Annotated in this window: 25 protein-coding genes; 23 read left to right on the forward strand and 2 right to left on the reverse strand. The window is 71.8% G+C overall.

All coding sequences use genetic code 11. The annotated features are described in order from the left end of the window. Window positions 1-75: 75 nt before the first annotated feature. The 8 genes from AB0C73_RS05685 (at window position 76) to AB0C73_RS05720 (ending at window position 6,512) form a co-directional block, all read left to right on the forward strand. Complete coding sequence (locus tag AB0C73_RS05685; protein ID WP_362524969.1) at window positions 76-933, forward strand: hypothetical protein; 858 nt, start codon at window positions 76-78, stop codon at window positions 931-933. Window positions 934-1,055: 122 nt separating this feature from the next. After that, the gene (locus AB0C73_RS05690; protein WP_362524971.1) at window positions 1,056-1,643 is read left to right on the forward strand and encodes a hypothetical protein; all 588 of its coding nucleotides are present in this window, start codon (window positions 1,056-1,058) and stop codon (window positions 1,641-1,643) included. A 116-nt stretch (window positions 1,644-1,759) separates the two neighbouring features. Beyond that, the gene (locus AB0C73_RS05695) at window positions 1,760-2,278 is read left to right on the forward strand and encodes a hypothetical protein (protein WP_362524974.1); all 519 of its coding nucleotides are present in this window, start codon (window positions 1,760-1,762) and stop codon (window positions 2,276-2,278) included. Continuing rightward, the gene (locus AB0C73_RS05700; protein WP_362524976.1) at window positions 2,275-3,072 is read left to right on the forward strand and encodes a DUF6302 family protein; all 798 of its coding nucleotides are present in this window, start codon (window positions 2,275-2,277) and stop codon (window positions 3,070-3,072) included. Before AB0C73_RS05695 ends, AB0C73_RS05700 begins: the two co-directional genes overlap by 4 nt. A 38-nt stretch (window positions 3,073-3,110) precedes the next feature. Beyond that, complete coding sequence (locus AB0C73_RS05705; RefSeq protein ID WP_362524978.1) at window positions 3,111-3,308, forward strand: DUF5999 family protein; 198 nt, start codon at window positions 3,111-3,113, stop codon at window positions 3,306-3,308. Between the two features lie 50 nt (window positions 3,309-3,358). Next, window positions 3,359-5,191 carry a glycoside hydrolase family 15 protein gene (locus AB0C73_RS05710; protein ID WP_362525589.1) on the forward strand — a complete coding sequence of 611 codons (1,833 nt, stop codon included), beginning with the start codon at window positions 3,359-3,361 and terminating at the stop codon, window positions 5,189-5,191. Beyond that, complete coding sequence (locus AB0C73_RS05715; protein ID WP_362524979.1) at window positions 5,188-6,099, forward strand: hypothetical protein; 912 nt, start codon at window positions 5,188-5,190, stop codon at window positions 6,097-6,099. The genes AB0C73_RS05710 and AB0C73_RS05715 overlap by 4 nt, the downstream gene beginning before the upstream one ends. Continuing rightward, complete coding sequence (locus AB0C73_RS05720; protein WP_362524981.1) at window positions 6,096-6,512, forward strand: hypothetical protein; 417 nt, start codon at window positions 6,096-6,098, stop codon at window positions 6,510-6,512. Before AB0C73_RS05715 ends, AB0C73_RS05720 begins: the two co-directional genes overlap by 4 nt. Before the next feature lie 122 nt (window positions 6,513-6,634). Here the strand turns inward: AB0C73_RS05720 and AB0C73_RS05725 are convergent, their stop codons facing one another. Then, window positions 6,635-7,951 carry a helix-turn-helix transcriptional regulator gene (locus AB0C73_RS05725; RefSeq protein WP_362524983.1) on the reverse strand — a complete coding sequence of 439 codons (1,317 nt, stop codon included), beginning with the start codon at window positions 7,949-7,951 and terminating at the stop codon, window positions 6,635-6,637. A gap of 236 nt (window positions 7,952-8,187) precedes the next feature. On the opposite strand from AB0C73_RS05725, the gene AB0C73_RS05730 reads away from it, so the two are divergent. From AB0C73_RS05730 to AB0C73_RS05740, 3 genes are read left to right on the forward strand one after another with little or no spacing between them, the layout of a single operon-like run. Further along, on the forward strand, window positions 8,188-8,790 hold the full coding sequence (locus AB0C73_RS05730; RefSeq protein WP_362524986.1) for an rRNA adenine N-6-methyltransferase family protein: 603 nt from the start codon (window positions 8,188-8,190) through the stop codon (window positions 8,788-8,790). Beyond that, window positions 8,778-9,950 (forward strand): metallophosphoesterase, encoded by a 1,173-nt coding sequence (locus AB0C73_RS05735; RefSeq protein ID WP_362524988.1) that lies wholly within the window; start codon window positions 8,778-8,780, stop codon window positions 9,948-9,950. The genes AB0C73_RS05730 and AB0C73_RS05735 overlap by 13 nt, the downstream gene beginning before the upstream one ends. Then, entirely contained in the window at window positions 9,947-10,756 is an 810-nt protein-coding gene (locus AB0C73_RS05740; RefSeq protein ID WP_362524991.1) for a TauD/TfdA family dioxygenase, read from the forward strand. Before AB0C73_RS05735 ends, AB0C73_RS05740 begins: the two co-directional genes overlap by 4 nt. A 317-nt stretch (window positions 10,757-11,073) precedes the next feature. Here the strand turns inward: AB0C73_RS05740 and AB0C73_RS05745 are convergent, their stop codons facing one another. Next, window positions 11,074-11,469 carry a hypothetical protein gene (locus tag AB0C73_RS05745; protein ID WP_362524993.1) on the reverse strand — a complete coding sequence of 132 codons (396 nt, stop codon included), beginning with the start codon at window positions 11,467-11,469 and terminating at the stop codon, window positions 11,074-11,076. A 79-nt stretch (window positions 11,470-11,548) separates the two neighbouring features. Between AB0C73_RS05745 and AB0C73_RS05750 the strand changes: the two genes are divergently transcribed. The 12 genes from AB0C73_RS05750 to AB0C73_RS05805 all read left to right on the forward strand — a co-directional run bounded on the left by AB0C73_RS05750 (window position 11,549) and on the right by AB0C73_RS05805 (window position 21,640). Beyond that, window positions 11,549-12,595 carry a hypothetical protein gene (locus tag AB0C73_RS05750; RefSeq protein ID WP_362524996.1) on the forward strand — a complete coding sequence of 349 codons (1,047 nt, stop codon included), beginning with the start codon at window positions 11,549-11,551 and terminating at the stop codon, window positions 12,593-12,595. Continuing rightward, window positions 12,592-13,770, forward strand: a complete 1,179-nt coding sequence (locus tag AB0C73_RS05755) for a hypothetical protein (protein WP_362524999.1) — start codon at window positions 12,592-12,594, stop codon at window positions 13,768-13,770. The genes AB0C73_RS05750 and AB0C73_RS05755 overlap by 4 nt, the downstream gene beginning before the upstream one ends. Before the next feature lie 92 nt (window positions 13,771-13,862). After that, window positions 13,863-15,611: an MFS transporter gene (locus AB0C73_RS05760; protein ID WP_362525002.1), complete on the forward strand. Its 1,749-nt coding sequence runs from the start codon at window positions 13,863-13,865 to the stop codon at window positions 15,609-15,611. Between the two features lie 141 nt (window positions 15,612-15,752). Then, the gene (locus tag AB0C73_RS05765) at window positions 15,753-16,172 is read left to right on the forward strand and encodes a hypothetical protein (protein WP_362525005.1); all 420 of its coding nucleotides are present in this window, start codon (window positions 15,753-15,755) and stop codon (window positions 16,170-16,172) included. Beyond that, window positions 16,169-16,996, forward strand: coding sequence for a relaxase/mobilization nuclease (locus tag AB0C73_RS05770; RefSeq protein WP_362525007.1), 828 nt, complete (start codon window positions 16,169-16,171; stop codon window positions 16,994-16,996). Before AB0C73_RS05765 ends, AB0C73_RS05770 begins: the two co-directional genes overlap by 4 nt. A gap of 11 nt (window positions 16,997-17,007) precedes the next feature. Then, window positions 17,008-17,697 carry a hypothetical protein gene (locus tag AB0C73_RS05775; protein ID WP_362525010.1) on the forward strand — a complete coding sequence of 230 codons (690 nt, stop codon included), beginning with the start codon at window positions 17,008-17,010 and terminating at the stop codon, window positions 17,695-17,697. Between the two features lie 20 nt (window positions 17,698-17,717). After that, window positions 17,718-18,461, forward strand: a complete 744-nt coding sequence (locus AB0C73_RS05780; RefSeq protein ID WP_362525012.1) for a hypothetical protein — start codon at window positions 17,718-17,720, stop codon at window positions 18,459-18,461. Then, window positions 18,458-19,120, forward strand: coding sequence for a hypothetical protein (locus AB0C73_RS05785; RefSeq protein WP_362525014.1), 663 nt, complete (start codon window positions 18,458-18,460; stop codon window positions 19,118-19,120). Before AB0C73_RS05780 ends, AB0C73_RS05785 begins: the two co-directional genes overlap by 4 nt. Before the next feature lie 25 nt (window positions 19,121-19,145). After that, window positions 19,146-19,547 carry a hypothetical protein gene (locus AB0C73_RS05790; protein WP_362525017.1) on the forward strand — a complete coding sequence of 134 codons (402 nt, stop codon included), beginning with the start codon at window positions 19,146-19,148 and terminating at the stop codon, window positions 19,545-19,547. A 157-nt stretch (window positions 19,548-19,704) separates the two neighbouring features. Further along, a complete protein-coding gene (locus AB0C73_RS05795; RefSeq protein WP_362525019.1) occupies window positions 19,705-19,986 on the forward strand; it encodes a hypothetical protein in 282 nt (93 codons plus the stop codon). Beyond that, complete coding sequence (locus AB0C73_RS05800) at window positions 19,983-20,792, forward strand: DUF317 domain-containing protein (RefSeq protein WP_362525022.1); 810 nt, start codon at window positions 19,983-19,985, stop codon at window positions 20,790-20,792. Before AB0C73_RS05795 ends, AB0C73_RS05800 begins: the two co-directional genes overlap by 4 nt. A 26-nt stretch (window positions 20,793-20,818) precedes the next feature. Next, a complete protein-coding gene (locus AB0C73_RS05805; protein ID WP_362525025.1) occupies window positions 20,819-21,640 on the forward strand; it encodes a DUF317 domain-containing protein in 822 nt (273 codons plus the stop codon). Window positions 21,641-21,766 lie beyond the last annotated feature (126 nt).

The raw sequence follows: 21,766 nt of genomic DNA on the forward strand, positions 1-21,766 counted from the left end.
TCCCGACCCCGAACAGCGGCGGTCGGCCCCTCCCTCATCTCCTGCCCCCAACAGCCATCGGCGAAGGAGACCAGAATGCCCTGCCTTGCCCCGGCTGGTCTTGTCGTGCTGGTGCTCTTCGCGCTCGTGGCCGTCGCCGGCCCGTACGCCTCCCGCCGCTTCCACCCCGATACCCGACCCACGGTGCCCACCATGACCGACAGCTCCCCTGATCGCTCATCACCAAAGTCCGAGCCCGCTCAGCTCCAGGCCGTCCAGGAACGGCTGAAGGACGTTCTGGCCGATGCTCCGGGCCGCCACGTCGTGTCCTTCGAACTGCCCTCTCGGTTGTCGGTGCTCTCGTACCACGGCCCCATCCTGGGGCTGCCCGAGACGGAGTCGAGCGACGTCACCACGGTCCGCATCGTCCGTGAGGCCCTGGCAGACGCAGGGATCACGGCGGAAGTGGACCGGTGCTCCGCCAACCTCGCCTACCCCGGTGTGCGCACGACGCTTTTCGACCTCAGGGGCGCCGATCGGCTGGTCCGCCTGGTCCTCGACCGGATGCCGCAGCCGGTCCTCGTCGCGCGAGGGCTGGCGCGGGTGCTGGCCGCGCACCGGTGCGTCTATGCCGACAGGGTGGAAGCGCGGGCGGGCATGGTGTGGGCCCTGCTGCTCACCCTGGACGACGTCTGTACCGTCCTCGGCGCGCTCGGTGAGAGCCCTGAGGGGCTGAGCACCTACGGGGCAGAGTTGTACGGACTGGCCGATCGTGTCGCTCAGGTCCTGCAGGACCGGCTCGGCGGCAAGCGGATCCGGATCAGTGCGTTCCCTTCCCGTGGTCAGCTGTGCAGTACGTGCCACGAGGAGATCCTGGCGGTCGAGCCGCTGTCGCCCGAGCAGGCCGAGGCCCTGACGGCCGCGCTCGTCCGGACGTTGGCGGATCCCTCGTGAACCGCCGGCCCCAGCTGGAGCTGGTTCCCGCCGTAGCCCTGTGGAGCGACCAGAGCGTCGACATACCTCCCGTGTGCCTCGCCCCCGAAGGCATTCACCACCAGGGACCCGAGGACCGAGAGATGGGAGTGCTGTGGCCTCGGATCTCCGGCACCGCGACCGGAACTCCCCGGTACGCGGACGTGAACCCCTTCCAGCAGCGCAAGGCCATGGCCGAGCTGCGGTGCCAGATCGGCATGGGTCCGGCCACCCGGTCGTCGCTGGGCGTGCTGTGGCTTCTGTCCGTGCCCGAGGGCACAGAGGACGACCCGGCACGCGACTGGGAGGCGGGCGAGAACGTGATCGAACCGCCCACCTGCCTGTTCCACGCTCGCGCGTCCGCAGCCAGGTGCCCCGAACTGCGCCGGAAACACGAGGCGGTGTGGGCCGGCCACGCCGAGCTGGTCGGTGTCGCGGGCGTCTACTACCCGCCCGACCGGCCGCAGCCGGTCGAGCGGACGCTCGCCCTTGACGACCCGGACCTCGCCTCCATGGTCGCCACAGCGCTGATCCGCTACCTGAACGCCGTCACACCCGTGGACCTGAGCGATCCCCGGCTCGACGCCCACGCGGTGCCGTGCAACGTGCAGCCCGGCAACGCGCCCACGGACGACTGTCCCGCGCGGCCGTCCCCCTCCCTGTTCCCCGCCTCTCCCCTGGACGTGAAGTGATCGCCTCCCTTCTGGTTCGCCGCCGACAGCCGACGAACCCCGACGCCCTGCAGACCGCAGCCATGCTGACGGAGGACATCGGTCGGCTGCGGTCGGTGAAAGGCCGGCGGACGAACGTGTCGGCTGCAGCCGTCGAGGACGCCTACCGTCTCGTATACGCCTCGACCCAGCCGTGGCTCCGCCTGGCCAGGTCCCGAAACGCCGCGAGCGACTCGAAGGCCGACCGGGCCCGGTGGGATGCGTGGATCGCGGCCCTCACCCCGTCCTCCCACGGCATCCGGGGCACCTGGTCCCAGGCGTGCCTCCTCGCCGCCCTGGGCCGCGAGATGCTGCGAGCCCTGCGCGAGACGCTCGTTCCCTGCCTCTCCGTCGGCTCGGTCGCCCAGGAGATCCAGCAGCGCATCGAACACGGGACCCTGACCCCGTTCGCCCGCATCCGCCGACGCACGCCGGCGAAGGCGCTGCGGGTACCGGCCTCGTACGTCGGCCTGGCGCTCGTGGACCTGGCCGCGACCGAGCTGGTGGAAGTCAGCGCCAGCGGGCACGCCGCTGTCCCGTCCGCCGGTGGCCAGGTGGCTGCGACCGGCTGGAGGCAGCGCATCGCCATAGGCGCGAACGGGGCGGGTGCGGCGTGAGCGTCCGCGTGCCCGCGCTCGCCAAGTCGCCGCTGCCGCACCTGGAGCGGCAGGTCCTGGAGCTGATTTCCGAGGGGTACGGAGACTTGGAGGTGGCAGACCGGCTCGGTCTGAAATCCGCTGCTCGCCTGCGGTACCGCCTCTCCCGGATCGCGCGCCACTTCCAGCTGGAGACGGTGGTTCGGCCGCAGCTTGTCGACCACGGCTACAGCCACGGCGCCATGCCCGTCCCCGCCCTGCTCCAGCCGCTGCTGCTGGAGGCGAAGGCGTACGGCCTGGTCCGCACGCTTGCCGACGGCGGATCGGTCAGCGCGTACGCACGACGTCAGGGCCTGAAGCCCTACCACGCCCAGTACCTGCTGAAGACGGCCCGGGCCAAGCTCGATGCCACGTCGCGCGCCTCGATGGTCCGACGGGCTTGGCAGCGGCAGATCCTCGGCCCGACACCGTTCGCGGCGGACCTGGCCGGCATGCACGGCGAAGCCCTGCAGCCGGGAGCAGGGCGCTGGGTGATCGTGCCGCTTCTCAGTGGCTACCGCCTCGCGGGCCCGGCCGGTGGCCTCCACCGCACGCGGCACCTCGACGTCCCCGACCAGGAGGCGGCGAACGCCGCGGCTCGGTTCCTCTCGGGCCGCCCGGGCTTCGCACCCCTGTGGATCGCCAAGCCCCCGCGCCCGGGTGACCCGTTCCGCGTCAGCTGGGGCCCTCCGCTGTCGGTGGCGGCCCGGGAGCCCGGCATCGCACCGGTCCGGCCGTATCAGCAGGCCGGCCTCTGCCTCCCGCAGCGCGCCTGACTCCCCCTCCCCATTCATCTCCAGCAAGGACTTCACCCATGTGCGAGCACCCGACCCCCTGCCCGTCCGCCAACTCCCCCGACCGAGAGGCGGCCAAGCCGACCGCGAGCCACTTCGAGCAGGGCTGGACCCTCCTGTGCAACGGCGTACTCCTGTTTGAGGACACCGGCGAGCTACTGCCCGACGGCCGGATCATCGCCCCGCACCGCCCCATGACCGAGGCGGTGGCCGCGTGAGCGCCCTCCCCGCCATCCCCCACCAGCACACGGTCAACCGCGTGCCGATCGTGGGCCCGCGAATCGAGGACCACGGCCTGCTGGGCGATCAGAAGGGCAGTGCCCTGGTCCGCCGGGACGGCAGCATCGTCTGGCTGTGCATGCCGCGGTTCGACGACGCTGCAGTCTTCGCCAGCCTCCTGGGCACCGAGGACCACGGATTCTGGCAGATCGCGCCCACCGCGCTGATGGACGGCACCACCATCCCAGCCTCCAGCCGACAGTACGCGGGCAACTCGCTCGTCCTGCAGACCACGTGGAGCCACGGCACCACGAGCGCGGTCGTCTGCGACTTCATGGTGCCCGGCGGTGGCGCCCCGCGTCTGGTGCGGGTCGTGACAGGGCTCTCGGGCACGATGACGATGCGGTCGCTGCTGCGGGCCCGCCCCGGCTACGGAGCAACCATGCCCCGGATCGTCGAGTTCGACGGGCGCCACGCGATCGACCTGCCGCAGCACGACGGCGGCCGGCTGTGGCTCGACACCACCGTCCCCGTGCACGTCGACCGCGCCGACCTCCTCTCGGAGTTCACCGTCACCGCCGGCCAGACGGTCACCTACGGCCTCTGCTGGCGGGAGGGTGTGGACAGCCCGCCGCCCGTCCCCACCGACGACGCCCTGCTGGGGTTCACCCTGGACTTCTGGGAGGCGTGGGCGGAGCGATGCACCTACTCCGGCCCCGACCGCGAGGCGGTCGTCCGCTCCCTGCTCACGCTGGGCGCCCTCGTCTACGAGCCGACGGGCGCGATCGTGGCCGCGCCGACCACCTCCCTGCCGGAAGAGATCGGCGGCGTCCGAAACTACGACTACCGCTACGCCTGGCTGAGGGACGGCGCGCTCACCGCCGGCGTCCTGCGCAAGTACGGCTGTCTGCGCGAGGCGCTCGCCTGGGCGAGCTGGGCCGTGCAGGCCAGCCACAGCCAGGACCAGCGGCAGATCATGTTCGGGGTCGGCGGCGAGAGGGAGCTGCCGGAGAGGGAGCTGGACTGGCTGCCGGGATACGAGCGGTCCGCGCCGGTCCGCATCGGCAACGCCGCAGCGGACCAGCTCCAGGTCGACATCTACGGCGAACTCTCCGTCGAGCTCCACGAACTCGCCCAGGCGGACAACAGCTGGGCCCCGCGGCTCGGTTCGGTCATCGTCGCGCTCGCCGAGGAGCTGGAGCAGATCTGGGACCGGCCCGACTCGGGCATCTGGGAGATGCGCGGGCCGCAGCGCCACTTCACCCACTCCCAGATCATGGCCTGGGCCACCTTCGACAGGGCAATCCGCACCATCGAGGCCGGCCACGCCGACGGGCCGCTGAAGCGGTGGCGGGCGCTGCGCGAGACGATCCACGCCGAGGTGTGCGAGAAGGGCTTCGACGACGACCTCGCCACCTTCACCCAGTCGTACGGGTCGCGGGAGCTGGATGCCTCGCTCCTGCACGCCATGCTCGTGGGTTTCCTGCCCGCTGACGACAAGCGGGTGATCGGCACCATCGAGGCGGTCCAGCGTGAGCTGGGCACCGACGACGGGTTCGTCCTCCGCTACCGCACCGCCGGCGACGACGTCGGGGCCGACGGATTCCCCGGGGACGAAGGACGCTTCCTCATCTGCACCGGGTGGCTGGCCGAGGCCCTCGCCCTGATCGGCCGGCCCGACGATGCCCGCACCGTCCTCGACAGCCTCCTCGCCGTCCGCAACGGGCTCGGCCTGCTCGCCGAGGAGTACGACCCGTGCGACGCCCGCCAGCTCGGCAACTTCCCTCAGGCGTTCAGCCATGTCGGTCACCTGGGCGCGACCGCCGCACTCGCGGGCCTCCACGCCTTCAGCAGTCCTCGTTTAGCGGGAGCGAAGTCGTGACGGCCCGGGCCCACACCCGCTCGCTCCTGGGCCGCTGGGACATGCCTCCCTGGACGTCGGGCAGCAGCGAGACCCTTCCCGCTCGCTGTGGCGAGGACTTCACCGCGGTCCGCGTCCCGGCCGACCTCGCCCGTCCGGCACTGACCGCGCTGGGACCGCGCACCGGCCCCGTCCTCGCTAACCGTACGACGCAGACGTGGCACTTCCTGCTGCCGCACGGCTCGATCCTTCCGGACGACTGGCCCTACGGTGTCCGGGTCATGCCAAAGGGCAGGCCCATAGGCATCCCTCCGCTGACGACGACCGGCGGCCGGGACGTCCACTGGGCCGTGCCTCCCGGCCAGGGCGTCACATCGCCCGCCGACCTTCACCGGGTCCTGAACGGCCCGCTTCTCCCGGCCGCGCAGACAGAACCGCCGCTCGCCAGCACGGCACCGGCCCGCGTCGCCGCCCCGGCCAAGCCGCGCCCGCTCACCCCGGCCCAACTGAAGGTCGGGCGACTGCTGCTCACCGGGGCATCGGACACGCAGATGGCCGAGGAGCTGAAACTGCCCGTCGGGACCGTCCGCCAGCAACTGAACCGGCTCGGCCGCCGCTTCGGCGCACCCACCGCCGCCCGCAAGGCCACCGCCCTGCTCGCAGGCGGCCATCTCTCCCCGCCCCCGGTCCAGATGCTCGCCCCCGAGGTCACCCCGGCCGACCTCGCCGTCCTGCGCGTCCTCGCCGGCCTCGCCGCGGACGACCACCTCCCCGCCGAGCTGCGGTCCACTGGCCTGTTCCTCGACCACGTCGACGAGCTGCGTGAACGGTGCGGAGCCCGCACCGACCCGCACCTCATCGCCTTGGCCGCCTTCTGGGGCCTCCTGCCCAACCTTTTCAACCCCGCCTCCGGAAAGGAGCAGCCGTGACACACCGAAAGGCACGCTTACCCGTCCCCACCACCCGAATCGGGTGGTCCGGCTTCGATCTTCTCGAAAGCGTCCCCGGTCTCGTGATCCTCGGCATGAACGCCGTCGGTCTCGCCCTGGCCGGAAGCCTGGTCGCCGACGAGATCGACAGCGCCCGCGGACTCGCCGCCGCGTCCGTGCCAGACCTGGAGCCGTACGCCGAAGAGCAGCCGCAGCACGACGCGGCCAACGCCACGGCGAGCAGCATCCGTACGTACCGGTACGAGTCCCCTGTGACGGGCCCGGCCCATCAGACCGCCCCGCTGCCGCTCCACGGTGGTGACCTCCGCGGGGAGGTCTGGCCGATCACCCCGTACATCGGCGACAGGCCGCCCACGCTGGAGGAGTTGGACCAGGAGCTTGGGACCCCATGAGTGGCCGATCGCCGTCTCGGCGGCTCAGAGCGGAGGGAAGCGGGCCGGGTCGCCTGCTACGCAGAGGCTCCGTCGGAGCGGATCCGCGCGAGAGCGGAGCGGACGGGGGTCGCCTGTGGCGTCTACGCCCGGGCTCGGGCGAGCAGGTCGCCTACTCCGGCAGCGTCGCGGAACTTCTCGAACTGCGGAACGAGTCCTCGCACGAGTTCAACGCATCTCGGGGCGCCAAGGCGCTGAGCAAGGTCCAGGGACTCGATGGCGGCCGAGGCAGCGCGTTCGGGCTCCCCCAGGTCGAGGTGGCTCTTTGCCTGGTAGGTCAGGAACACGCCGCGCGTCTTGTCTCGCCTCGCGGGAAGGAGCTGCTGGCCCTCGCGGATGAGCTGGTGGCCTCGGCGAACGTCCCCGAGGTCCAGAAGACACTGCCCGGAATCCACGGCGAGATCCGCCTCGGAGAGCCAGGAGCACCAGGCCGGCATAGGTTCCGCTGCCGAGGTGCCGAGCAGCTTCTCGGCAGCCTGCAACGCGCGGATCGTGGCCCGCTCCTCGTTGTCGGCGGCAAGCGCCCGGGCGAGGCGGAGGGTGAGCAGCGAACGTGCGGCGGGATGGTGGGTGCGGGTCAGCGCCCGTTCCAGAATGCTGGCTGCCGTCCGCGGGTCGTTACGCCAAGACGCCTGGTAGGCCAGATCGCTGAGGAGAGCGGCCCCCATGTCATGGTCGCCGCCGGCGTGTGCGCTGTGGAGGCCAGCGACCCAGAAGCGCGCGGCTTCGCCGTGGCGGCCGTGGTCGAAGCGGTGCCAGGCCACGGTCTGGGAGAGGCTCGCGGCCAGGGCGTGGAGCCGGGTACCGAGCTGCGGGGAGTAGCGTCCGCCTGCGATGAGGTCGGTCACGGTCGCCAGGTGGGCCTCGATCAAGGCGGCGGTGTGCTGGCGGTCCTCTACGGCCAGGGTCGTCAACCGGTCACTGGCCTCCTCCAGAAGGGCAACCAGCTCCTCTCCGACGGCCTTGCCACCGGGCGCGTGTTCGGCTGCGTCCAGCCACGCGTCGGTGGCGGCCCATGTGCCAGCCAGAGTGATCAATGCCGTGCCCGAAATCACGGACAGGACAGTTCGGCGGGATCGGTCCATCGATGCTCTCAATGCTTCTCGCAGGGCCGGCACGGTGCTGGCGGGGCCGAGGGGGACGATGCCGACGGCAGGCAGCCAGTTCGGCCACGCCTTCGCGTCGACGATCTCGGGGGGAAGACCGAGCGCCTCGGCGATGTACAGCTGGTTCTCCTGGTCGGGCGTGACACCCGCTTCCCATTTGCGGACGCGCTGCTTGTCGACGCCGGACCGAAATCCCCGGCGCTCAGCCGCTGCGCAGACCTCGCGGGCGAGGTCGACGCCGGTCATCGCCCGCGCGGCCCGTGCCACCGCGAGCGGGTGAGGGTTGTCAGACACGCCGTCATCCAATCAGCAGTGCTCGGACGAAGCGTAGCGACGGAGGACCGGGACTACCGGCGGGACTACCGCCAACTGCTTCTTTCAGAGTGCAAGTTGACCGACACTCGATCACCCAGCGACCTAGCGCCTGCCGACCGTGGTCGGCGAGTCGACGCTCCGCGCTGAGGGCCTCTCTCATCCGTACCTCGCCTCTGGTGGCGCCGTTCGGATGCGTCGTGAAGGGATTCCCGCAGATGCAGCATCCATCTCCCACGGTTCCGGCTCCGGCGGACCGCTTCGCCTCCCATGGCTTCCAGGTTCGCGATGACCTGGGCCAGCACTTCCTCCGCCACCCTGAGGCCGCCGCGCAGCTCCTGGAACGCGGGAGTCTCCCGGCGGAGTCGCAGGTTCTCGAAGTGGGCGCCGGCCTGGGCACGCTGTCCAGGGCCATCGTCACCGCGGGTCACCGCATCTGGGCCGTGGAGAAGGACCACCGGCTGCTCGCCCAGTTGACCGAGCAGCTCCACGGCTTCGAGGAGCGGGCCGTCGTCACGATCGGCGACGTGCGGCAGCTCGACCTGACCGCCGGTCTCAGCGAGGGCAGTTCCCTCGTTTCGATCATGCCGTTCGACCCGGAGCTGTCGGTCGCGCTGATCCGCCACGTCTTCTCCTCGCCCAAGGTGGTGCGGGGTCTGGTGGTTCTGCCCAGCGCCGGCGCCACGCGGCTCTCGGTCGAGGACAGCGGCACCTTGTGTGTCGAGGAGGTCGACGGCATCGGGCGCGGCGACTTCTGGCCACCGGCCCCCATGGTGCTCCGCGTCGTGCGGATCGTGAGGGCCGAGCCGTGCAGGAGCTGATCGCCACCGGCTGCTTCCACTCCGCGGTCCCCGAGGGACGTGCCGTCCTTGCGGCCGTCCGCGCGGCCAAGACGTCCGGCGCACTGGTCATCGACGCCGGGGACTTCTTCGGCGGAAGCGCCTTCCACACCTTCTCTCAGGGTCGCGTCGAGCAGAGGCTGCTGACCGACCTCTACGACGCCGTGGTACCGGGCAACCACGACTTCGCCGATCTGCTGCGGCTGCAGGATCCGGCGGCCTTCCCGCCGGTGGTGTGCGCGAATGTCCGCCCCCACCCGGACTTCCGCGGGCATTGGGTCGCCGGCCTCGTACTCGCCGGCGCCCGGCGTCGTGTCGGGATCGTCGGCTACATGGGCCGGCAGGCGTTCGATGCGATCCCCGCGGCGGAACGCGAGGGGTTCGAGTTCACTACCCCGACCGCGGACCTCCTCGCCGCGCAGGCGGCGCCCCTGCGGGCCCAGGGGGCGGAGGTCGTGGTGGGCGTCAGCCACTCCGGGTTCCTCAGCGATGTTGCCGACCAGGAAGCCGACTGGCCGATTCACGTCGTCGTCGCCTCCCACTGCCACTCCCCCTGGTCCCTCTGGTCCAAGGGCGGGCGACACGTCGCCAAGCCACCGGCGAACGGGGCGGGGCTGCTCCGCCTCCTCCTCCGTCCCGAGGGACCGCAGCAGGCCGTCTTGGAATCGCCGGCCCCGTCGACGGCGGACGACGGCCTGGAGCAGGAGGTGACGGCGTTCGGGAAGTGGGCCGGTGAACGGCTCGGTTCCCTCCCCCGCCCTTTGCCCGACCGGCGCGATGTCGCCGCCGCACTCGGCGAACACGCACGTTCCGCTCCCGGAGTGGACGCGTTCCTTCTCAACACCTACGCCCTGCGCAAGGGCATGCCCGCTGGCGTCACCCGCGGGGACCTGTTCGCCTGCGCGCCGTTCGACAGCGAGCTGGTGACCCTGGACCGGCCGCACCGCTTGGACGCTCTCATCGACCGCGCCAGCGAGCTGGGTGAGGACACCGTCGCCTGCTCGAACGCCCATGCCGTCGACGAGACCACCATCACCACCACGCGCTACCTGGCCGAGCGCCTGGCAGTGGCCTGGCGCCCCCTCGATCCGCCGTGCTCCCTGCACGGCCTCCTCATCGACCTCGTTCGGGAGTCCCGATGACCGATCTGCTGTTCCTGGACGGCCGCGAGCTGACCCACGGTCCGTCCGCACCGCGCCAGTTCGCCGCAAGCATCACCGGTCCCGGTGCCGGTCGGGCCCTGGTGACCTTCGACGGCACCGATCACGAACGGAACCTGGAGCTCGGCCTCAGCCTTCTCTCGTCCCTCGGCCCCATCCTGGCCGTCTACCCCGGCGACGGCTGCTGGAGCGAGCTGTCGGTCCGGGAGGACGCCGATCCCGGCCGCACCCACGGCGTCGGAGAGAACCGCCTTCACCTGGACCTCGTCGACCGCGCCGGGCTCCCCCACTACATCGCCCTGTACTGCGAGCGCGACGACCCCCTCGGCGGCGGGGCCTCCGCCCTGGCCGACCTGTGGCTGGCTGCCGACATGCTCACCGAGGAGGACCGGGAGCTACTGAGCCGCCCCGTCTTCTCGTACTTCGCCGACAAGGACGTCCACGGCGTGGGCACGAGCCTGGAGACCTTCGCGGTCATTCCCCACCAGCTCGGCAACGCGCCCGTTCGGTTCACCGCCAAGATGCTCCCGCACCTGCAGCGCGGCGAACTGATCACCAACGACGACCACGAGCCGGTGGCCACCGCGTTCGACCGGCTCGTACGTGCCGCGTACGCGGCACGTACGACGTGCCGCCTGCGGCCTGGGCAGATGCTCGTCTTCGACCAGTACCGCTACGCCCACGGGCGTATGCCCCTGGGCGAGGGGCAGAGCAGCATCCCCCTGGGCGAGCGGCGGCTGCTGAAGCAGACGTACGTCGGCGCCCCGGTGCTCGGGAGTGCCCTGTGATCCTCACCGGAGCCGCCATCCGCGAGGCCGTCGAGGCCGGCGAGATCACCATCGACCCGTTCGACCCCGAGATGCTGAACCCCAACAGCTATAACTACCGGCTCTCGCCCGTCTTGAAACGCCCGGCGCCTGGCCGAGCTCGGCGGCGTCCTGCGGGTGGTGGAGATCGACGTCGACCGCATCGCCCTGCGCCTGCGCGCCGCACCCGACGTCACCTCGTCCGCAGACCGCAGGATGCAGGTCACCGCCGAGGTCCCGGCGAAGCTGCAGGACCTCGCCCACCGGCTCAACCACGCGCGAACCCGCGAGTACGAGGCTCATCTCCCCGTGCCAGCAGCCGCACCGAGTGAGCCGGGACGAAGCCGGTGACCGCCACCGCTGCACCGCCTCCGTCCGGCACGGAGCTGCGCCGCCGGGCCCGCGCCGAAACGCTCCGCTTCCTCGCCGACCTCGCGCTGCCGGACCCGGCCGAGTCCGTACGGGCCTGGACACAGCACCTGTCCGACGAACGGTCCGCCGCCCAGGTCCACGTCATCCTCGACGCGCTGACCGGCACCGCGACGAGCCCGCTCCTTGTCTTGCGGGACGTCCTGCGCACTGCGGGGGGCTGGTGCCGCGAGCGCGGTCAGCCCGTGCTCGCGGAGCGGTACCTGCGTGTCGGCGACCTCCTCGACATCGCCGACCGCCAGCTCTACCAGCTCGGCGTCGACCACCTCACCGCGTTCCACACCGAGCCCGCCTCGCGCGGGCGCTCTCACCGAGAGGACCCTGCCCCTGAACTCCCGGGAAGTCGTGGGCTCCAACACCCAGATCACCCTGTTCACCAGCGACCGCGACGGCATCGTCGGCCTCGTCGACGGCAGCAACTGGCGCTGGGCCCGTCAGGCTCTGGAACTCTCCGGGTTCAAGAAGACCGACGCCGGCCACCTGGCCCTGCCGCTGTCCGACCTCGCCCATGCCCGCGAGACTCTGCTCACCCTCCGCACTGTTGCGGAGCGAGCCCTTGACCTACGGCTGACCCCCAGCAGTGACCGGTACATCGGGGACTTCGCGCTCGACGTGACCGAGCACCTGCCCGGACAGTGGACCGCCCGCGTCGAGAACTACTCGCTCCCCGTCTGGCAGGAAGACCTCACCGCCTGCCTGTGGAGCTCCGGGCCCATCGCTCGGACACTGGCGGACCACCGGGTGGCGCAGGCGGCCATCCTGAGGCGCGACGACGGAGCCGAACTCGCCTTCGTCAAGGACCCCCACCTCGACGTCTACCACGTCGGCGCACTCCAGCCCGGCCACATCCCGGGCCCTACCATCGCCCCCGCGCCGCCCGGCGTGACCGTGCAGCCGACCCCCTCCGCCGCCGCCCACCTCGTCCGCACCGGACTCCTGCCGGCCTACACCCGCGCAGTCCTCCAATCGCACGCTGCCGACCTGTCGGACGACCTCGCCTGGGCACACGAGACCTACGAAGCCGGCACCATCCCCGACCCCGCACCCGCGCACCTCGTCGACGCCTACGCCCGGTTCACCACCACCGCGCCGCACGTCATCGCGGCAATCCGCGAACTGGGCACCCTCAACAAGCACGAGACGGCCTTCCTCCAGGAGGTGGAGGACATCGCCGCGGCGCCGACCACGAACACGGGGCCGAGGCCCGTCACAGCTCACCCCGACCCACTGGGCTGGTGGCTCGTGGAAGGCGGCGACGGGCTGGTCGACCTCTCGCTGCGCACCATCGGCGGCGTCGAGCTTGCCGCCGTTCAGAAACGCCGTGCCGGGAGCCCGACGCTCGTTCTGCCCTCTGCATCTGCCCCGCCGGAGCCCAAGGCGAGGCGCCGGTGACGCAGCCTCTCACCAGCTCTGGCGCTCTCGCCTCAACCGATGCCCGTGCGGCGCTCAACGCGCTGACGTCCTACGCCGAGCGGTTCGCCGCCATCGATGTGCACACCGATGCGGCCGTCAAGCGCGCCCGGGCGAGCACCGGATGGCCCGAGCACGTCGCCCTGGAGCGGCAGATCGTGGCAGAACAACACCGCCAGCAAGAAGCGGAGTTCGCCACCCTCCTGCCGCATGCGGGGCTTCTGATCGACCGCGCCCGTGCCGCCCTGGAGTTCCAGCCGCCCGCCCGGCACGTGTCGGGGTGGAGCCTGCTTGTGGACGACCTCGAAGCCGCCGCAGACCTGGCCCGCCGCCGCCTCGCGGGCGAGACGAGCGTCGACCGGGCGACCATCCGGCAGTGCCAGGTCACCTGGGCCCGACGGGCCAGGCTCCTGCGCGACCTCGCCGTCCAGGACGCCCCGCCGCCGCCCGGCCCCGAACTGCCCGCCGCCGAGGAAGCACGGTGGACTGCGCACGCCCACGATGTCCGCCGTCGCCACATGATGTACCTGTACGAGAGCCGGTACGACGCGGCCGGTCGGCAGCTCACCGTCATCGGTGTCCCGGATCTCGACGAGCCCATTGAGGACTGCGCCCTCGTCATCGCCGGGGACGTCGACAGCGCCACGATGCGCGTCCTGGGCCGGTACGACACCTACGACCAAGCCCTGGCCGCCCTACCGCCGGCCGTCCAGCCCGGCGTGCTGCACTCGCGCGGACGGTTCCCCCGCAGCCCGGGGACGCTTCCGGCGCTGGCCGACCTCATCGACGACGTCGCCGACGCCGCGCAGAGCCAGACAGTCGCCGAGGTGCTCAGCCACGTCGTCAGCGACGGCGCCGCCCCCCGTCATCTCTCCCAGCTCTCCGACCTCCTGGGCGAATGCGCCGACTTCGCGCTCGCCACCGAGACGGTCGCAGGCCGGGACCTGTCCGTACGGCTGCGCGGCCTCCTCGTCCAGACCGACCTCCTGGACCGCCAGCTCCGCCAGGCGCTCACCGCCTTCGAGGACACCATCGCCGTCCTGCCGCCGCACCGCACCCCGCAACCCCGGCACATCAAGCCCCGGCCCGCCGTCAGGGCCGCCCCGCCGCCTCCACCCACCCAGGCCGCCCCGCCCCGCGTCCCGCGCCGACTCTGACTCCAGCACGGGCCGCCGGCGAGCCTCCACCTGCTCCCTGAAAGTTCCCGCCCTCCTTGCTCCTGGCCGAACGCCCTCTCGCCCCACCGCCCGTGACCTACCGGGCCGTTCTGGGCACGCGCCACGTCACCCGTCTGCTGGCCGGCACCCTGACCGGCCGGATGCCCAGCGGCATGGTCGCCGTCTCCCTGGTCCTTTGGGTCACGGGCGGCGGAGGGTCGCTGACGACGGCCAGCCTGCTCGCCGCCGTCTACGGATTGGCTGCCAGCATCACCCAGCCGGTGAAGGGCCGGCTCATGGACCGTCACGGGCAGACCCGTGTGAGCGCGCCGGCCGCCGTCATCGCCGGCAGCAGCCTGCTCGCCCTGCCCGTCATCGGTCCGGACGGCAGCACGTGGGCGATCGGCGCCGCCGTCGCGCTCGCCGGCCTCGCCAATCCCCCGCTGGAGTCGGGGCTGAGGTCCCTGTGGCCGAGCGTCGTGACCGACCCGGGCCAGAGGAAAGTCATCCAGGCCCTCGACACCGGATCCCAGGGCCTCATGTACGTCACCGGCCCGCTCCTGGCCACCTGGCTCGCCGCCGCCTTCGGCGCCGACGCCGCCCTGGCCGCGGCCTCCGCGCTCGGCGTCGTCGGCACCACAGCTGTCCTCACCTCCCCACCCTCGCGCACCTGGCGCCCCCGCCACGCCGAACCCTCCGAGACCACCCAGCCGGCGAATCGACAGCGACTCGCGAGCAGCGGCATGGTCCTGTTGTGCACCGGGCTCGCTGCCCTCGGTCTGTCCCTGGGCGGGCTGGGCGTCTGGGCCGCCGCCATTGCCGAGACCCACCACACCGCCTGGCTCACCGGTGCACTGCCGGCCGCGTTCTCCACCGGCTCGTTCCTCGGCGGCCTGCTCTTCGCACGCCTCGCCCGCCGTGCCGCACCCGCCACCCAACTCGTCTGCACTGCAGCGCTCTTCGCGGCCGGGTGGCTGGGGCTACTGACCCAGCCGGGCCCTCAGGCGGCAATCGTCGCCGCCGCTCTTCCCGGGCTGTTCCTCACCATGGTCATCACCTGCGGATTCGAGACCATCGACGCTCTCGCCCCTGCCTCGCGGACTACCGAGGCGTACTCGTGGCTGATCCTCGCCGTCGGCACCGGCCAGGCCGCGGGCACCGTCCTCGCCGGCAACCTCACCGGCCACGTCCTCGGCCTGTCCGCGCTCCCTGCCGCCGGCGCCGTTCTTGCCACCGCCGTCTTCGCGCTCTCCCGGCCCGTACTCGGCCCCCGCCGCCGACCCGGGCGGCACCGCCGCACCTCCACACCACCTCCCACAATCGTTGACGAAGGAGAATCGTTCATGCCCGTCAAGACCGTCTGGACCGTCACCCACAGCTGCGGACACGAAGTAACCCACAACCTTGCCGACCGGGCGGCCGACCGCCGGGCAGGGTTTGCCCGCTGGCTCACCGGCCGCGAGTGCACCGACTGCTGGAAGGCCGCCCGCGACGCCGACACCGCCGCGAAGGACCAGTGGCTCGCCACCCGACGCGCGGAAGAACAGGCCGCTGCCGCCCAGTGGGCCGAGCAGTTCCAGATGCTGCCGCTGGAAGGACCCGAGCGGGCCCTGGCCTGGGGCGAACGCTCCCGGTTCCAGCTGGTCACCGCCGCCTACACGGCCCTGGTCAGCGAAGGCACCTGGGACGAGGCGGACTGGGCGGTCCTGGAGGAGAAGATCCGTACGATCAGCCGCGCCGGATGGTGGATCGACCAGCGAGACGCCGAAGGCACCGACCTCCCCGAGCTGCTCGACGCCGCCACGAGCGACGACATCGGCACCGAGAACCCGCACCGCTGACAGCCGACTCCACGGCCTCCGCCCTGAGGCGAAGCCGCACATATATAGCGCACGTTCGCCGGTTAGCCTAACCGGCCGATTTCCAGACCATGGAGTCCTGCCCCCCAACGCCACCTGCGGCTTTCTGCGGAAGGACTCACCGTGCCCGAACCCACCCGCCCCGCGTTCGCACCCGTCGACACGATCACCTCCGACCGTGACATCACCCACGCCCATTTCGCCCCCGGCGACCAGGTCGTGGTGATCAAGGGTGTCGCCGATGGCGAGCTGTGGGGTGACGCGATGACCGTCGTGGCCCCTTCCTGGCACACCCCGACCGACGAGGACGGGTGGCGGGTGCGCAATCCGCTCGGCGGCGCGCAGTCGTTTACCACGGCCCACCCCCGCTACCTCGTCCACCTGTCCAAGCGGTGCCCCGACTGCTTGATCTACCTGCGCGCCCTGGAGGACTACCTGCTCCCGAAGATCGTCGGCACGGAGGAGGTCGACCTCGGCTGGTACCGGGTGACCGACCTCGGCCAGCTCGTCCACGCCTCCGACGCGAAGGCGGCCGGCCGGTGATCATCCGCGTCCCCGAGCGAACGGCTGACGTCGGACCCGTGCTCGGCGACGACGTGCTCGGCACCCCGCTCCCCTACGAAGAAGAGCTCGCCGCAGACACGATCGTGGCCTACTGGCCGGGGCTGGACGCGTACACGGCTGCCGGCGAACCAGAGTCGTGGACGGTGCTGGACTGGGCCGAGCACCTCTCCGATCCCCTGCACGAGCATCCCTTCACGGAGAGCCCCGCAGGCGACCGGCGGGCCGTGTTCCACCTGGCCGTCCGCCTAGCGCCCGAAGACCGGCCGCTGAACCCGCGGGAGTGGTCCGAGGTCGCTCACCGCATCGCCCGCGCCGCCGGCATCGAGATCCCCGGCGACAGCCAGGGCTGCAGGTGGGTCGCCCTCCAGGTGCGTCCACACCGTCTCGACCTGATCGCCAACCTCATCCGGCTCGACGGCACCTGGCAGCGACAGCCCGCCGGCTTCCCACGCCGTGTGGCCGCCGAGGCCCGTCGGCTGGAGAGCGACCTCGGCCTGCTCACCCCCGGAGCGCTCGCCATCCGCACCGACCGCATCACCCCCCTGGCAGAGGTGACCGCCCCGCTGGCCAGCGCCCGCGGTGTCGTCGAGCTGCACGCCCAGCTCCTCGTCGGGCATCCGCAGGCCCACCGCCGCGAGGCGGGTCACCGTCTGGAGTGGCTGGCCCGCCGCATGCACGACCTTCAGCAGGACCTCACCACCACCGCCGACGAACTCCGACCGACGCCGACCGCACCCCGGCCGGCACCGCGCCGACCGGCCCGACCCCCGGCGGCACGAACGGCATCGCGGCCCCTCGTATAAGGAGACCCTGCTTGGCGCTCAGCGACCGCCACATCGACCTGCGCCGCGATCCTCACTCAGGCGAAGTCCTCGCCCACGGAGGCGACCCGGAAGCCCACAGCATCCTGCAGCGAAACGGCTTCATCCACGTGCTCCGCCAGCACGAGCAGTACCACCGCGCCCCCACCGGCCTCGATAACACAGCCGAAGAGACCCTCGCCACCGCCGCGGTCTCCGCACTCCGGTCGGTCGGCTACTGGGTCGCCTGCGACGCACCCTTCGACACTGACCAGCACACCGAGCACTACCTGCCCCTCGGCGCGCGGGTCGCCGCCCTCGCCGACAACCTGCGGCGCGCCACGACCACCCAGGACGCTGCCGCCGTCCTGACCGAGCTGACCGCCGCCCACGACGGTGCACTCGCAGGACTCGGTCAAGTCCTCGGCGCAGTTGACGAGTTCTTCGAAACTCTCGACCGGAGCGACGACCGGCACACCGCCGCCACCGTCCGCGGCCTGGCCGGACACCACCTCGCGATCGTCGCCACCCAGCTCCACCGGCTGCGCAACGAACTCGCCGACCGGCACGAGGACCACCCCACGCGCCGCCCCTGCCCGAGCGAAGTCGCAGACAACGAACGCGAAGCGTCCGTCCACTGCCCCTGCCCCGTCACCACGCTGCCGCCCCGGCCGCCCGCCCCGCCTCCGGCCCGGCGGCCGTGACCCACGTACCAAGGACCGCCTTGCACGACACCGACCCCAGCGACCTCGAATCCTTCGCCACCATCCTCGCCGGCGAGCTGCCCGGCCGGTGGACCAGCCAGTACCACCCCGACCACGGCGGCGGTGCCGACTACGACCACCTCACGGCCACCGTGTGGGACATGGACCAGACCGCCCACTCCATCTCCACCCACGGCGTGGCCCACTGCGCGGTCCTCACCCGCACCGACGACGACACCCGCCTCCTCGTCATCGACCACCTCGGCCAGCCCGAAGGGTTCCTCGTCGCCGCCCTGGCCCCCGCCGGTCTCCCCGACGCCGCGTATGCGGGAGTCCGCGAGCCCGACGGCCTCGCCGTCCCCGCCGACCCGTTCCACGCCGCCGAGGCCGCCACCCTGCACCTGCTGCCCCGCTACGCCGACGCCGTGGCGCACGCCCGCCGCAACGCCGCGGCACTCGAGGCTCCTCTGCCCGAGCAGATCGACCTCACCTGGGCGGATGACGACCTGACCACCCCGGTCCCCGAATCCGTGGCACTGGCCCGGCTCCTGACCGAGCACGGCTTCGTCCACGACAGCCGCCAGGACCGGCTCGTCCTGCCTGGCGACGACACCGCCGTGCAGGCGCAGTCCGTGCGGGGCCTCGGAGCCCGGCTCGCCGAGCTCGGCGTCGGCGTCGGAATGCGGCATCCGGCTCCACCGGCACCAGCCACAGCGAGCCCGCTGCCCGCCCGCGTCACGCCGTCCAGCGCGCGCAGGCGATGAACTCCGCTGTGGAGGAACCCGAGTTCCTCCTCCCCCGCTACGTGACCATCACGCGCGACGCGCGAACTCAGCTCGTCCTCGCGATCGGCGGGGACCAGCGGGCGGCCGGCATCCTGCAGACGACCGGCGGCTTCACCCGCCACCCGGGCCCCAGCATCCACTACCACCGGCAGCCGGTCACCATGCCCGTCGAGCAGCAGCGACTGGGGGCTACCGCCGCCTCGTACGCGCTGCTGGCCGCCGGATACAGCACCTTCCTGGACCCCAGTCTCAACGTCCTCGCCACCCAGGACGGCGACCGGGAAGCCGCCCATCGATACCTCACGTACCTGACGGAACTCGCCCGCAGCACCGCCGAGGGACCGGTACTTGCCGCCGTCCTCGCCGAGATCTCCGCACCCGAGGCCGGAGTGCTGCCCCGGCTGCGGGACGTGTTGGTCTCCGTCTGGACGTCCTGGGGCAACCAGGTGCCCGCAGAGCCCGTGGACGGTGGGCCGGTTGAACGCCTGATGGACGTCACCGACGTGCTGTCGAGGAAGGCCCGGGAGATCGAAGAGCTGCGCACACATGCAGCTCGCTCGCCGGCGTCCGCCGCACCGGCCTCCCCCCTTCCACCGGCCGCAGTCACAAAGCGGCCTGCACGCCGCCCGGGCCCGTAATCCCGTCTTCTTCCTGGAGAACCCTTTGAACCTCGCGGACGAGAACAACACGGACGTCGAGATCTACCGCAAGGCCGGCCACCCCGACCGGCTCCACATCGTCACCAGGACCGGCGCCGCCGAGGAACTCCTCGCCCGGCTCGACGCGTCCGGTCTGGAACGGCGGCAGGAGGTGACCGACGGGCCCGTCTACACCTGGCACGAGACCCCCGAGGGTCTGAGTCAGAAGGCGCAGCGGCAGCTCGCCACCCGTGTGATCCTCCCGCTCCTGATCGCGGGGTTCGACGTCAACATCGACCCCGACGAACTCGACGTCACCGCCTTCGCCCAGAACATGCTCGCCCACCGCACTTCGCAGAAGCCACCTGCGGATCCCTCCCAGCCTCCGCCGCCCCCGGCCACCGGCACACCCGGTCCCCGGCGCTGACCGCACCCCGGCTCACACCGATCCCCGCCACTGGAGCCACGCCCTGAATCAACAGCCCGCCCCCCGTACCTATGGCGCCTACCAGGCCCGCAGCATCGCCACCCGCCTCGGCCACCTCAACGCGTACCTGACCCAGCCAGGTACGGCACCCGACACCGTGGCCGTCCTGGCCGACGTCTTCGACCCCGAGCACGGCGCCCTTGCCGCGTTCACCACCCTGGCCGCGACCGCCAGTCGCTTCGCCCAGCAGCAGGCCACGCAGGGGCTGCTGTCTCCGGAGGTCTGGCTCGCCCTGGGCCGGGCCGCCAACGAGCTCAATGACATCGGCCTCGACCTCGAAGAGCACCTCGACACCCTCGCCGCGGCCCGCATTCCCTCCACCACCGCGCTGGTCAAGCCCCCGGCGCCGGTGCCGCTCGTCGTACGGAGGCACCGGTGAGCCGCCGACACCACCCCACCTGGGGCGCCGGCGACCAGGCCGAGCAGCACTACCTCGTCGAGCCCCGGCATCTGGCCGGCGGCGGTGACATCCGGCACGTAAGCGAGTTCCTGCGCGCCTCCGGCTGGAGGGACCGCTCCGTCACGGGCGGACCGCTCGTCTTCGACCGGGCCGACCACCTGGTGCGCGTCGTGTACGACCCCGCCGTGCAGCCCGGCGGCTGGCACATCCAGGGCCAGCCGACCGCGACCGAGCCCAGCTGGCAGGTCACCTTCACCCGGCAGACGCCGGTGGAGATCGTCGCCGGTTTCACCGATGCCCTCACCCGCGACCGCTCGGCCCATGCTCCCAACCCGTGGGCGCCTCTCCAGCAGCAGCGGTGGGAGACCGAGCGCGACCAGCACTTCACCGCCATCAGCCCCGACCGCAACGCCTGGCTGCAGTTCCACCAGAACGGGCCCGGGCAGGCCCACTGGTGGGCCGGAGCCCGCACCGAGCACGGCCGGACCTGGGACGCCGTCTTCTCGGCCACGACCCCGATGCACCTGATCGAGAACTTCTCCGCCGCGCTCGCCGACCCTCAGCCGGCCATGCGCCCCCGCGGACACGTCCCGCCCTCGAAGTGGATCCAGGTCACCTCTGTCTCTGTGCGGCCCTCGGAGCTCAGCTCCTGGCAGCAGGCCCGGATCACCGCCGCCCGCGCCGCCACCTGGGGGCGCAACTCCTGGGCCGCCGCCCGTGCCCGCACCCGCAAGCCCGCTCCCATCCGCCCGTACGCAACGAGCGGCGGAGCCCGTACCCGATAGGCCACACTTGAAGGAGGAGCTCCTCCGTGATCGACTCGCTCCAGCTGGATGCCTTCACCGACGACTACCTGGGCAAGCTCGGCTCGCCGGTCTCGCCCCGCTACCTGGCAGGCCCCGGCGATCCCCGACACATCACCCACGCTCTGTGCGCCGCCGGTTGGACCGTGCACTCCGATCCCCTGCACCCGGTCATCCGCATGAAGAGCCCCGACCGTGAGCACGAGCTCGTCTTCAAGCCATCCCCTCACCACTTCCACGGCTGGTGGAAGGTCCACAGCACCCTCGGACCGGGCCATTGGTACGCCTCGTTCAGCGGCGACGCCCCCGTGGAGATCATCGCCGGACTCACTGACGCTCTCGTGCTTCCTGCACCGGACAACGCCTCCGATGACGTGGCCAGCATCCTCGCCGAGCGCGGCTGGAAGCACACGGCTGAAGCCGACGGCGGTCACAAGGTCGTCTCCCCCGACCGCACCACCGTGGCCGAGCAGCGCGTCTCCCCCTCCATGGGCCTGTGCGGGTGGGAGGTCGAAGCCGCCCGGAACTCGGGTCCCTACGGCCCCGAGGGCTTCCTGTGGCGAGCATCCCTGGACCCCCGCGCCCCGGGCCATGTGCTGAACGCAATCGCCACCGCCCTCGCCGACCCAGCCCCCGTGCCGCGGCCCCGCTTCGAGATCGACGAAGGACCCCACCTACACGTGGGCCAGGAAGTCGAAGTCGGCACCCGCATCGTCACCGCACACCACAAGCGCCTCGCCGAGGCCCGCCGGCACCGGCCCGCCCCTCCCATGCTCACCACCCGCGCGGGCCCGGTTACACCGGCAGTCGGCCCCGCACGCCGCCGCTGACCCCGCATCCGGCCTGCCTGCCCCCGCCCCGACCCGCACCGAAGGATCCGTCCTGAGCACACCGTCCGACTCCCATCCCCTCCTGCTCGCACGACTGAAGACCTTCCTGGCGGAGAGCGAGACGAT

The sequence above is a fragment of the Streptomyces sp. NPDC048623 genome (assembly GCF_040650755.1).
GTDB lineage: Bacteria > Actinomycetota > Actinomycetes > Streptomycetales > Streptomycetaceae > Streptomyces.

Bases quoted from the DNA above. Each gene is read 5' to 3' on its own strand.
- AB0C73_RS05740 (WP_362524991.1), top strand. From the start codon at position 9,947: ATGACCGATCTGCTGTTCCTGGACGGCCGCGAGCTGACCCACGGTCCG.
- AB0C73_RS05685 (WP_362524969.1), top strand. From the start codon at position 76: ATGCCCTGCCTTGCCCCGGCTGGTCTTGTCGTGCTGGTGCTCTTCGCG.
- AB0C73_RS05690 (WP_362524971.1), top strand. From the start codon at position 1,056: ATGGGAGTGCTGTGGCCTCGGATCTCCGGCACCGCGACCGGAACTCCC.
- AB0C73_RS05705 (WP_362524978.1), top strand. From the start codon at position 3,111: ATGTGCGAGCACCCGACCCCCTGCCCGTCCGCCAACTCCCCCGACCGA.
- AB0C73_RS05730 (WP_362524986.1), top strand. From the start codon at position 8,188: ATGCAGCATCCATCTCCCACGGTTCCGGCTCCGGCGGACCGCTTCGCC.
- AB0C73_RS05785 (WP_362525014.1), top strand. From the start codon at position 18,458: ATGAACTCCGCTGTGGAGGAACCCGAGTTCCTCCTCCCCCGCTACGTG.